Source organism: Pseudomonas asplenii, from assembly GCF_900105475.1.
Taxonomy (GTDB): Bacteria; Pseudomonadota; Gammaproteobacteria; order Pseudomonadales; family Pseudomonadaceae; genus Aquipseudomonas; species Aquipseudomonas asplenii.
Window position 1 is genome coordinate 2,160,742 of sequence record NZ_LT629777.1, and the last position, 12,284, is coordinate 2,173,025.

At 61.2% G+C, this 12,284-nt stretch carries 6 protein-coding genes and 1 pseudogene; 4 read left to right on the top strand and 3 right to left on the bottom strand.

All coding sequences use genetic code 11. From position 1 onward, the window contains the following. Positions 1-825: 825 nt before the first annotated feature. The 3 genes from BLU37_RS09820 to BLU37_RS09830 all read left to right on the top strand — a co-directional run bounded on the left by BLU37_RS09820 (position 826) and on the right by BLU37_RS09830 (position 7,492). On the top strand, positions 826-4,278 hold the full coding sequence (locus BLU37_RS09820; RefSeq protein WP_090204436.1) for a GMC family oxidoreductase N-terminal domain-containing protein: 3,453 nt from the start codon (positions 826-828) through the stop codon (positions 4,276-4,278). A 90-nt stretch (positions 4,279-4,368) separates the two neighbouring features. Next, positions 4,369-6,237 (top strand): c-type cytochrome, encoded by a 1,869-nt coding sequence (locus BLU37_RS09825; protein WP_090210920.1) that lies wholly within the window; start codon positions 4,369-4,371, stop codon positions 6,235-6,237. Between the two features lie 10 nt (positions 6,238-6,247). Then, positions 6,248-7,492: a metallophosphoesterase gene (locus tag BLU37_RS09830; protein ID WP_090204439.1), complete on the top strand. Its 1,245-nt coding sequence runs from the start codon at positions 6,248-6,250 to the stop codon at positions 7,490-7,492. A 129-nt stretch (positions 7,493-7,621) separates the two neighbouring features. On the opposite strand, the gene gbcA is transcribed toward BLU37_RS09830, so the two are convergent. Then, entirely contained in the window at positions 7,622-8,917 is a 1,296-nt protein-coding gene (gene gbcA, locus BLU37_RS09835; protein WP_090204443.1) for a glycine-betaine demethylase subunit GbcA, read from the bottom strand. A gap of 309 nt (positions 8,918-9,226) precedes the next feature. Between gbcA and gbcB the strand changes: the two genes are divergently transcribed. Continuing rightward, entirely contained in the window at positions 9,227-10,327 is a 1,101-nt protein-coding gene (gene gbcB, locus BLU37_RS09840) for a glycine-betaine demethylase subunit GbcB (protein WP_010452032.1), read from the top strand. Between the two features lie 123 nt (positions 10,328-10,450). Here gbcB and BLU37_RS29885 read toward each other — a convergent pair whose 3' ends face one another. Beyond that, the gene (locus tag BLU37_RS29885; RefSeq protein ID WP_397428751.1) at positions 10,451-11,323 is read right to left on the bottom strand and encodes a methyl-accepting chemotaxis protein; all 873 of its coding nucleotides are present in this window, start codon (positions 11,321-11,323) and stop codon (positions 10,451-10,453) included. A gap of 30 nt (positions 11,324-11,353) precedes the next feature. Further along, a pseudogene (locus BLU37_RS29890) lies at positions 11,354-12,076 on the bottom strand (MCP four helix bundle domain-containing protein); the annotation flags it as partial. Positions 12,077-12,284 lie beyond the last annotated feature (208 nt).

The window sequence follows — 12,284 nt, forward strand, 5'->3', positions numbered from 1 at the left end:
TGTGGATAAGTTGTTTGCTATCCGCTACAGGCCTTATTTTACAGGGTCTGCAAGTGATTGATCAAAAAACACCCAATTGTGCCTTTTTCTTCCATGCATGCGCCTGAACGCTTCAGGGAGCGCGCTTTTCGCGGGTTTTCCACAGATTCCCAGAAAAGGCTGCGAGTTGCACACAAAGTCTGTTGGCGTTTCTGTGGATAAGGTGTTCGCGTTCCTCTAGGGCCCTTTATTTACCTGGTCTACAAGGTTTAGATCAAAAAACGATCAATCCTTGCTGAAACTGGCCTTTCTGAATAAGTCACGGATTTTATTCAGTTTCTTTGGGCGTCGAAGGGGCTGAATCGTTAGTTGCCCACATTTGCTGTGGGTGGCTCTGTGGATAAAGTGTTCGCTAAGTGCCGAGAGCCCCGATTTCTAAAGTGCAGGGAGCTATAGATCAAATTTCGTACAGTTCTAAAGTCCTTTATTGACACACTCTGGGCTGCGGTCTTCACTCAGGACACAAGGACAGAACGTCGTCGGCATCCATGCCAGGTTCAGGGAGAGCGCTTTATGGATCCCCATTTGCCTTACCGCTTGTTGCAAACCCCCATCCCCCATTCCCTGACCAGGCGACTGAGCCTGATGCACGGGCGTGTTTATCGTGATACCTCCCACCCGCGTGTTCGCCTGTAGCGCCTGAATCGTTCTGCACGCCATTGCGCCCCTGTTCCGCATGCCCGGATTGTCTGGAGAACCTGTGTGCGCGTTTGCCTGTAGCACCACCGTCTGCCCCGTAGAGGCAACCGCAGAGTTGTCCGACTTAGCCCGATAGAGGAAATAACCATGACACGGATTTCGACACCCATCAGTGAGATCAAGGAACGCTACGACGTCATTGTCATCGGTTCCGGTTATGGCGGCGGTATCGCCGCCTCGCGACTGTCCCGCGCCGGAAGAAGCGTCTGCCTGCTGGAGCGCGGTCGGGAGATCCAGCCGGGGGAATATCCCAATACCCTGGTGGCGGCCACCGAGCAGTTGCAGGTCCATGACCCGGATGGGCATATCGGTTCGCGCACCGGCCTCTACGACCTGCACGTCAATGCGCAGCAGAACGTGGTGGTCGGTTGCGGCCTGGGCGGTACCTCGTTGATCAATGCCAACGTGTCCCTGGAGCCGGAGCCCGAAGTGTTCGATGACCCGCGCTGGCCCCAGGCGGTGCGTGAACATCGCGACACGCTGCTCGCCCAGGGGTATGCACGGGCCCGCGAGATGCTCAAGCCCAACCCCTATCCCTCTTCCGCGCCGCGATTGGACAAGCTGGAAGCCAATCGCAAGTCGGCGGATTACCTGCAGGAAAAAGCGCATTTCTATACGCCGCCGATCAATGTCACTTTCGATCCGCTGCCCGCCAATCTCAACCACGTCGGTGTCGAGCAACTGCCGTGCAACCACTGCGGTGACTGCGTTTCGGGCTGTAACAACAAGGCCAAGAACACCACGCTGATGAACTACCTGCCGGATGCCTGGAACCATGGTGCGGAAATTTTCTGCCAGGCCGAGGTCCGTCACCTGGAACGCGATGGCGATGGCTGGATCGTGCACTTCCAGTACCTGGACAGTGGTCGCGAGAAATTCTCGGCGCCGACCCTGTTCGTCCGGGCCGAGATCGTCGTGTTGTCCGCCGGCACCCTGGGCTCGACGGAGATCCTGCTGCGTTCGCGCAACAAGGGCCTGACCCTGTCTGACCAGTTGGGCGAACACATGAGCGGCAATGGCGACATTCTCGGTTTCGGCCATAACTGCGGGCAGACCATCAACGGCATCGGCTTCGGTACTCACTCGGCCAAGGACCTGCAGCCGGTCGGTCCCTGTATCACCTCGATCATCGACTTGCGCACCAGCGGCGACTGGCGCAGCCGCATGGTGATCGAAGAGGGCTCGATCCCGGGCGCGCTGGGGCGGGCCATGGTGCCAGCGATGGCCGGCTTCGCCGAACTGATCGGCGAGGCGAGCGAGAAGGGCGTCAGCGCCGAACTGCACTACAAGGCCCGCGAGGCCGAGAGTTTCCTGCGTGGCCCGTACTATGGCGCGCTGCACAACATGCAAACCTACCTGATCATGAGCCATGACAACGGCAAGGGGCGCATGGTGCTTGATGCCCAGGACCAGTTGCGCATCGACTGGCCGGGTGTTGGCGAGCAGGAGAACGTCAAGCTGGGCAATGAGCGCCTGCACCAGTCGACCAAGGCTCTGGGCGGCGTCTGGGTGCCGAACCCGATCTGGACCAGGCTGCTCAAGCACAGCATCGTCTCGGTGCATCCGCTGGGTGGCTGTGTGATGGGCGAGGACGCCGGGCAGGGCGTGGTCAACCACAAGGGGCAGGTGTTCAGTGGGGCCAGTGGCAGCGAGGTGTACCCTGGTTTGTACGTGGCCGATGGCGCGGTGATCCCGACGTCGCTGGCGGTCAATCCGTTGCTGACCATTTCCGCAGTCAGCGAGCGCAACATGAGTCTGCTGGCGGCCGATCGCGGTTGGCTCATCGACTACAGCCTGCCTTCGGCGCCGCGCAAACCGGTACCGGCACCGACCCTCGGCGTGCAGTTCACCGAGACCATGAAGGGCTATTTTTCCCGGGATTTCACCCAGCCCCAGGGCACCGACCTCAAGGTCTACGAGGCTGCGGCGAAAAGCGGCGAGGCGCAGAACTCACCCATCGAGTTCACCCTGACCATCACGGCGGGTGATCTCGACCGGTTGATCAACCAGCCCGGCCACGCCGCAACCCTGGTCGGCACCGTCGATGCTCCGGCGCTGTCGCCGCATCCGCTGACCGCCAGCAATGGGGTGTTCAACCTGTTCGAGCAGTATGAGCAGCAGGTTGGCGTACGGCACATGAACTACGACATGAAGCTGACCGCCGAGGATGGCCGCGACTATTACTTCAGCGCCTTCAAGAGTGTTCCCGAGGATCATGGCCTGCTCAATATCTGGCCGGATACCAGCACCCTCTATGTCACCCTCTTCCAGGGCACGGACAAGACCGGCCCGGTGATCGGTTCGGGCGTCATGCACATCGAGCCCGCCGACTTCGCCAAACAGATGACCACCATGAAGGTGCTCAACGCGCGCAACGAGCGCGAGCGGATTGACGCACTGGCGCGTTTCGGCAAGTTCTTCGCCGGGATACTCTGGGAAAGTTACGGCGGGGTCTTTGCCGGCGATATCTACTTCAACCCGGATGCGCCGCCACGGCACAAGCGCCCGCTGGATGCACCGGTGCCAACCGTGCATTTCTTCGAAACCGAAGACCAGGTGCAATTACGCCTCACCCGCTACCAGGCTGGCCGCAAGGGCCCGGTGATGCTGGTACACGGCCTGGGGGTGGGGTCGAACATTTTCTCCACCGATACCATCCAGACCAACCTGCTGGAGTATCTGTGCAAGCATGACTATGACGTCTGGCTGCTGGATTTCCGTGTCAGCATCCTGCTGCCGGCGAGCAAGCAGGAATGCAACGGCGACCAGATCGCCCAGTACGATTTCAAGGCGGCCATCGCACAGATCCGCGAGGCCACCGGGGCCCTCGATGTGCAATGCGTGGTGCACTGCTACGGCGCCACGACCTTCTTCATGTCCCTGCTGGCGGGGCTGCAGGGTGTGCGCTCGGTGGTCTGCTCGCAGATCGCCGCTGACACGGTGGTGGCCACGGCGACCGGAATCAAGGCCGGCCTGCACCTGCCGGGTGTGCTCGATACGGTGGGGATCAAGTCGCTGACCGCCTATGCAGACAGCAAGGAAAGCTGGTTCAACAAACTGTATGACAAGGCCCTGGATGTCTATGCGCGGGTCGAGGCCCAGGGCTACTGCACCAACCCGGTCTGTCACCGGATCACCTTCATGTATGCCTCGCTGTATCGGCACGACACCCTCAACGAAACCCTGCACGACAACCTGCACGAACTGTTCGGCGAGTCGAATATCCAGACCTTCGAGCACCTGGCGCTGATCTGCCGCAAGGGGCACTTGGTGGACTTCAAGGGCCACGATGTCTACATGCCGCATTTCGACCGCCTGGATCTGCCGATCTGCTTCATCAGCGGTGCCGACAATCAGTGCTACCTGCCAGAGAGCACCGAGAAGACCTACGAGCGCCTGGTGCAGATGCACGGACCGCAGTTGTACAGCCGGCACGTGGTGCCCGGGTACGGCCATATCGATTGCATGTTCGGCAAGGACGCGGTGGTCGATGTGTATCCGTTGATACTCGCGCACCTGGAGAAAACCGCGCTGGGCTGATCAGCCCTTTCTGAATACGCCATCGAACCTGCAGGAGCAGGATGGGGCTGCGGTGCCTCGATAGAAATGGATTTGCAGTTAGAGGGTGATATGGACAATTACATTCGCTGGTACCAACGCTTCATCTGGCTGGGCATCGTGATGAACATGCTGTTCGCACTGCCGGCCCTGTTCGCTCCGGCCATGCTGACCTCGGTGGTCGGCCTGCCGCCGGTGCTGTCGGACCCCTGGCTGGAAAACGCCGGCATGCTGCTGGTGGGCATCAGCCTGTTCTACATGCCGTCGGGCTTCAACGCCCGGCGCTTTCCGATCAACTCCTGGCTCTGTGTCCTGAGCCGGTTGATCGCCGTGGCGTTCTGGATCTACCTGATCCAGACCAGCACCACACCGTCGGTGTTCGTGCCAATGCTCTATGGCGACCTGAGCATGTTCCTGCTGCTGGGCATCACGCTGTACCTGGGCAGCCCGCCAGCCACTCGGCCGTGGGCGCTGCTGGTCGATGGCTGGCACGCCTGGTGTCACGGCTGGTCGGTGCGCTGGCAGCGCCACAGCTTCCGGGTCGGCTTGCTGATCACTGTGCTGGTCGTGGGTTTCATCGGCTACCAGAGCTGGTACAACATGTTGCGGGTGGTGCCCGAGGAAAAATTCGCCGCCGACGAGGATCACTTCAAGTACGCCGCCATTGGCTTGGGGATCGAGGCGCGAATTCCCTACTACCTGTTTTCCGTACTGCCACAGATGTGCCCGGAAAAAATGCCCAGGCCAGGTGGCTGGGAAGCCTTCGGTTTTCTCTATGAGAACGGCCGTGACCTGCCCATCGGCATGGCCAGGCGGCAGATCGGCTATCCGACCGTCGAGCCCAACTGCGCCCTGTGTCACACCGGTTCCTATCGCGCCTCGGCCAGCGACGTTGCCCGACCACTCGTCACGGCGCCGGCCAACACCCTGCAGTTACAGGCCTTCCAGTGGTTCGCCTACGACTGTGCCAGCGATCCGAAATTCACCACCGATGCGGTGATGGCGGCGATCAATGCCAAGTTTCAGCTGGGCTTTTTCGAGAAGTTGTACAACCGCTATCTGATCATGCCGATGGCCCGAAATGCGCTGCTCAAGCAGAAGCAGGCGTACGCCTGGCAGAAACTGCGGCCGGCCCAAGGCCCGGGGCGTACCGACACCTTCAACCCGACCAAGATGGTGGTGTTCGGCTTCCCGGACGACTCGACCATCGGCACCGTCGATCTGCCGCAGATCTGGAACCAGAAACCGCGCGAGTCGCTGTACCTGCACTGGGACGGCAATAACAACAATATCCACGAGCGCAACTACGCGGCGGCCATGGCCGTAGGGGCGACGCCACAGTCGGTGTTGCCGCAGAGTTTCAACCGGGTCACCAATTGGCTGCTCGGCACCCAGCCACCGGCCTGGCCATTCCCCCTCGATCAGGCGCGGGTGGCCCAGGGCAAGCCGCTCTGGGATAAGAATTGCGCCGGTTGCCATGCGTTCGGCAAGGCCGACACCGGCCAGGTCACGGTACCTATCGACACCCTGGGTACCGACCCGCATCGCTTGAACTCGTTCACCACCGGCCTGGTCCAGGCGTTCCACGACTTCAAGAAACCGCCGTTCGATTTCAGTGCCTATCGCAAGACCCAGAGCTACAGCAATACCCCCACCGACGGCATCTGGATGCGCGCGCCGTACCTGCACAACGGTTCGGTACCGAGCCTGTGGGACCTGCTGCAGACCCCGGCCAAGCGCCCGCAGACCTTCAGCACCGGCTCGGATGTCTACGATCCGATCAAGGTCGGCTTCGTCACCAGCGGAGCGCCGGTCCAGGCGCCGAGCTACTTCAAGTACGACACCCGCCTGGAGGGCAACCACAACGGTGGTCACCTGTACGGGACACAACTGAGCGACGCCGAGAAATGGGCGTTGATCGAATTCATGAAGACGTTATAGGAAGAACGCCATGAGCCTGTCCCATCTGGAACACGAACTTGCGAAAATCCGCGTCCGGCTCAGTGGCCTCAAGGCCCGGCTGGAGCTGTCCTGGAAGAAACTCGTCAACGATATTGAACCCGAGGAATTCCAGGCCATCCAGCAACTGTTGCAGCGCGGGCACGACCAGGCCCAGTACGTGCTGGAGCACGGCGAGTTGCCGAGCGACGAGCCAGTGGTACCGTGGGAGCTGTCCCATGGCCTGTCGATCCTGCACCTGGGCAGCGCCCAGGCCCTGCCGACTTCTGAGGCGCAGTTGCCGACCCGCGTGCTCAAGGACGGCACGCTGCTGGGCTGTCGCAAATGGGAACTGCTGGACCTGCTGTGGAGCGAGGCGCTGATCAAGTGGATCGAGAATCTGCGGCGCCATGCGACGTTTGTCACCACGCCGACGGTGATCCGTATCGACCACGACGTGATCCTGGCGATTGCCGGCGACTGGGGCACCGGGCCGTTCGACAGCCATGCGCCGGCGGTCAGTGTGGCCAACCAGATGAGTCTGGTGCAGGCCGATTTCAGCATTCACCTGGGCGATGTTTACTACGCTGGCACCGGCTCCGAGGAGGGGGTCGACATGGCCGGCTGGCCGATGGGCAAGCACGGCGCGTTCACGCTCAATTCCAACCATGAGATGTACAGCGGCGCCCATGGCTATTTCGCCGAACTCAATGCACGTTTCCCGGTACAACAGGGCACCAGCTACTTTGCCCTTTATAACGATGACTGGCTGATCATCGGCCTGGATTCGGCCTATGCCGCCGCACCGCTGAACCTATACATGGACGGCACCCTGAACCCGCAGCAGATCGACTGGATGAAGACCCTGCCCAAGCGCAGCAGGCTGATGGTGCTCAGTCACCACCAGGGGTTCGACATCTCCGGGCACAACCCGAACGGCTTGTACACGCAGGTCTGCGATGCCCTGGGGCGGGTGCCGGACTACTGGTACTGGGGGCATTTGCACAATGGCATCGTCTATGCCGAGCAAGGTGGTCTGAAAGCCCGTTGTGCCGGGCACGGGGCGATTCCCTATGGCGTGACCAGCGAATTGGACGGTAATGACCGGGTGCTGTTTTCCGAGACGTGCAATGCCGGCGACCCGGATTATCCGGAGCGGGTGCTCAATGGCTTCGTGAAGATCCGGCTGAATGGGCCGAACATCATCGAGGAGTTCATTGGCGAGGATGGTTCGGTGAGGTGGGCGTCACACGGATAGGGTATTGCAGGGCGATGTCGGAATCGGCTTGCTGGCGACTAGGGCCAGCAAGTCTTGTGGTGTTGTTGTGGGTGGGGGAGGCCGGTCTGGCGCTTTCGCGGCAGTTCGGCGCCCCGACAAGCCCTGCTCTTAGCCGTTGACCGGCACGCCCTTCAGGTACGGCGCAGGCTCTGCCCCGAGGTTGCTCAGCATGCGCTCGCTGTACCAGTCGATGAAGTTGACCACGCCGAACTCATAGGTCTTGGAGTACGGACCCGGCTGGTAGGCCGTGGAGTTGATGCCACGCTGGTTTTCCTCGGCCAGGCGGCGGTCCTGGTCGTTGGTCGCGTCCCATACCTGGCGCATGCGGGTCACGTCGTAGTCGACACCTTCGACCGCGTCCTTGTGCACCAGCCACTTGGTGGTGACCATGGTTTCCTGGGCGCTGATCGGCCATACGGTGAAGACGATGATGTGGTCGCCCATGCAGTGGTTCCACGAGTGCGGCAGGTGCAGGATGCGCATCGAGCCCAGGTCCGGGTTCTTGATCCGGCCCATCAGTTTCTTGCAGCCCGGCTGGCCGTCCATGGTCATCGACACGGTGCCCTTGAGCAGCGGCATGCGCACGATGCGGTTACGCAGACCGAAGCTGGCGTGGGCGTAGGGGATCTTCTCGGCGTCCCAGGCGGCGGCGGAGGCGGCCACGTGGTCCTTGAATGCCTGGTCGGCGCGCGGATCGGTGACGTCGTCCCACTCCAGCAGGGTTTTCAGCAGTTCCGGGTGAGAGCCGTTGCAGTGGTAGCACTCACGGTTGTTCTCGATCACCAGTTTCCAGTTGGCCTTTTCCATCAAGGTGGTCTGTACCGCCACCTTGGTGTTCTCCATGTCGTAGGGTTCCATGTAGTGGCTCAGGGTGTTGAGGAACTCGTCGATCGGTGGTGGGTTCTCGGCCAGGCTGATGAAGATGTAGCCGCCAGCGGTCTTCACATTGACCGGCTTGAGGCCGTACTGCTTCATGTCGAAGTCGGCGCCCATCTCGGTGCCGGCGAACAGCAGGCGGCCATCGAGCTCGTAGGTCCACTGGTGATAGGGGCAGACCAGCTTGGCGACCTTGCCCTTTTCGCCGGTGCACAGGCGCGAGCCACGGTGCCGGCAGACGTTGTGGAAGGCGTGGACCACGCCATCGGCACCACGGATGACGATGATCGGGTTCTTGCCGATCTGCAGCGTCAGGTAGTTGCCTTTGGTCGGGATCTCGCTGGTCATGCCGGCGATCAGCCATTCCTTGTGGAAGATCTCCTGCATGTCGATGTCGAACAGGCGGTCGTCCGAATAGAATGGTTGCGGCAGGGAAAAGGTTCGCTCGCGCTCCTGCAGCATCTGTGCGGTGGCCTTGCGTGCGGGCTCCAGTGGGTCGCCCAGGCTCAGTGTGGTGGTGGTGTCCATCGATTGTGTCCTCATGGCCATACGGTGTGGCCGACGAATATTGGCTAAGTGGTCGATGCTGCGGGCTCGTACCACACGGTTGCGACGCAAGACGAAATACAGCGGGTCATTTGCGACGGAGTGTGGGGCTGGCAGCGACGCGGACCTTATCCATGGGCGACATGGCCGAATCCGTTCCCGACGCGCAAGCCCCGGTCGTTGGGGGCTGGTCGCGATAAGTATGCCAATGTCGCGAATAGGTAAACGAAGCCTTCGGGCCTTGCGCAGAATCGCCTCCATAAGAGCCGACAGTCGGCGGTGGAGAACAACATGTCGAACAATTTCCTGAATCCGGTAACGACCCAGACCTGGGCCAATGGTCGGCATATCGTGCGTTGCGTGAAGGTCATCCAGGAAACCTGGGATGTGCGTACCTTCTGTTTCATGGCCGATCAGCCAATCATGTTCTTCTTCAAGCCGGGGCAGTTCGTCACGCTGGAGCTGGAAATCGAGGGGCAGCCGATCATGCGCTCCTACACCATCTCCAGTTCGCCGTCGGTGCCCTACAGTTTTTCGGTGACCATCAAGCGCGTACCGGGCGGCAAGGTTTCCAACTGGCTGCATGACACCCTGCACGAAGGCCAGGAGCTGGCGGTGCACGGTCCGGTGGGGCTGTTCAACGCAATCGACTTCCCCAGCCCCAAGGCCCTCTACCTCAGCGGCGGTGTCGGCATCACCCCGGTGATGTCCATGGCTCGCTGGTTCTACGACACCAATGCCAACGTCGACATGGTGTTCATCCACAGCGCCCGTTCGCCCAAGGACATCATCTATCACCGCGAGCTGGAACACATGGCGTCGCGGATCGATAACTTCAGCCTGCACCTGATCTGCGAGAAGCACGGCCTGGGCGAGCCTTGGGCTGGCTATCGCGGTTATCTGAACCACAAGATGCTGGAGCTGATGGCGCCGGACTTCCTCGAACGTGAAGTGTTCTGCTGCGGCCCGACGCCGTACATGAACGCGGTCAAGCGTCTGCTGGAGGCGGCGGGCTTCGACATGAGTCGTTATCACGAGGAATCCTTTGGCGCGACGCCACCGGAGGCCCGTGCCGATGCGGTGGAGCAGGCCGAGCAGGCCGCCGATGCGCCACAGCCGGACGCCGCGGACCTGCATCAGGTGGAGTTCACCGCCACCGGCAAGAGCATTCGCGTGGCACCTGGGGAAACCGTGCACGCGGCGGCGGCCAAGCTTGGCCTGATGATTCCCAAGGCTTGCGGCATGGGGATCTGCGGGACCTGCAAGGTGCTCAAGCTGGGTGGGGAAGTGGAGATGGAGCACAACGGCGGGATCACCGACGAAGACGTGGCCGAGGGTTACATCCTGTCGTGTTGCAGCGTGCCGAAAGGCGATGTGCGGGTCGAGTATTGATTGAGAATGGTGTGAGCCTGTTCGCGGGCAGGCCCGGCGCCTACAGGTCCGTATCGTACAAAGATCTTGTGCACGACACGCTCCTGTAGGCGCGTGGCTTGCCCGCGAAGGGCGCACCACGGTCTAGAGCTGGAACCGCGCCACCAACCCGTTGAGGTCCACCGCCAGGCGTGCCAGCTCGTTGCTGGCTGTGCTGGTCTGACTGGCGCCGGTGGCCGACTGCACCGACAGGTCGCGGATGTTCACCAGGTTGTGATCGACCTCGCGGGCCACCTGGGCCTGCTCTTCGGCGGCGCTGGCGATCACCAGGTTGCGCTCGTTGATCTCGATGACCGCCGTGTTGATGGTATCCAGCGCCAGGCCTGCGCCCTTGGCGATATTCAAGGTCGACTCGGCCCGTTCGGTGCTGTTGCGCATCGAGTCCACTGCCTGCTCGGTACCGCCCTGGATACTGCCGATCATCCGTTCGATTTCGCTGGTCGACTGCTGGGTGCGATGAGCCAGTGCGCGCACCTCATCGGCGACCACCGCAAAACCACGCCCGGCTTCGCCGGCCCGTGCCGCTTCGATCGCCGCGTTCAGCGCAAGCAGGTTGGTCTGGTCGGCCAGGCCACGGATCACGTCCAGGACCTTGCCAATGTCCCGTGACTCTTCGGCGAGGTTGCCGATCAGCGTCGCGGTGCTCTGGACGTCGCTGCTCATGCGTTCGATGGCACTGACGGTCTCCTGCACCAGGTCGCGACCATCGCTGGCCGAGGCGGTGGCGCTTTTCGAGGCTTCTGAAGTGCTCACGGCATTGCGTGCGACTTCTTCCACGGCGCTGGTCATTTCATTGACTGCGGTGGCCGCCTGTTCGATTTCATTGTTCTGCTGTTGCAGCCCGCGCGCACTTTCGTCGGTGACGCTGTTCAACTCTTCGGCGGCGGACGCCAGTTGGGTGGCCGAGCCGGAAATGCGTTGCAGGGTATCGCGCAGTTTCTGCTGCATCTTGAGCATGGCCTGCAGCAACCGGCCGGCTTCGTCGGTGCCGTCGACCTTGACCGTATGGGTCAGGTCGCCTTCGGCGATCTGTTCGGCAGCCTTCAGGGCCTGGTCGATCGGCTGGGTGATGCTGCGGGTCAGCAACCAGGCGAACAGGAAGGTCAGGGCGGTAGCGAGCAGCAACAGGGCCACGACCATGTTGAACGCCGTGTCGTACTGATCACTCGCTTGCTGGTTGTTGTCTTGGGTCTGCTGGTCGAGGATTTCCAGCAGGCGGTTGAGCGCGGTGTTGACCTGCTCGGAGTTGGTCAGCAGCTCGCTGTTGAGCAGGCTGGTCAGTTCGGTCATCTGATTGTTGCGCGACAGGCTCTTCATGCGCTCTTCAATCTGCCGGTACTGCCCGAGCAATTGCACATACTGCTCATAGGCCGCCCGTTCTTCTGGGCTGACGATCAGTTTTTCGTAGGCGGCCCTGGCACGATCGATCTGCTGGTTGCGCTGGGCGAGCAGCTCCATGGTTTTGGCCTGCACGTCCTGTTCACGATTGGTCAGCAGGCGATAGGAGAGTACCCGCAGGCGCAGGGTCAGTTGGGTGAACTCGTCCAGGGTCTTGATGCTGGGTACACTGTTGCTGGTCAATTGCTCGGCGGCGCCGCGAATCTTGCTCATCTGGCTCAGCGAGAAGATGCCCAGAATCAGCATCAATGCGCCGATCAGGGAAAAGCCGAGGAACGCTCTCGGAGCGATATTCATTTTACGTAGAGACATGATGTTTCCTGAGAAAAGCGCGTTCCGTGCGGCCTTTGAGATGAAGGTCTAGCGGGCTTATCGGTTGTGCGACTAAAGTCTAGAGGGGATGTGCGGATTTGTCGCAGAGCGAGTTTTGCGACGGAAGGTGCGGAACATGTTTCGCCAATCGCAGTCCCTAGGGGGCGACGAGAAGTTCCGTGCCAGGAAAATCAAGGCTTTGCGAGCG

What these genes read in the sequence shown, in the direction of transcription:
- BLU37_RS09820 (WP_090204436.1), top strand. Translation starts at nt 826, where the DNA reads ATGACACGGATTTCGACACCCATCAGTGAGATCAAGGAACGCTACGAC.
- BLU37_RS09825 (WP_090210920.1), top strand. Translation starts at nt 4,369, where the DNA reads ATGGACAATTACATTCGCTGGTACCAACGCTTCATCTGGCTGGGCATC.
- BLU37_RS09830 (WP_090204439.1), top strand. Translation starts at nt 6,248, where the DNA reads ATGAGCCTGTCCCATCTGGAACACGAACTTGCGAAAATCCGCGTCCGG.
- gbcA (WP_090204443.1), bottom strand. Translation starts at nt 8,917, where the DNA reads ATGGACACCACCACCACACTGAGCCTGGGCGACCCACTGGAGCCCGCA.
- gbcB (WP_010452032.1), top strand. Translation starts at nt 9,227, where the DNA reads ATGTCGAACAATTTCCTGAATCCGGTAACGACCCAGACCTGGGCCAAT.
- BLU37_RS29885 (WP_397428751.1), bottom strand. Translation starts at nt 11,323, where the DNA reads ATGCTCAAGATGCAGCAGAAACTGCGCGATACCCTGCAACGCATTTCC.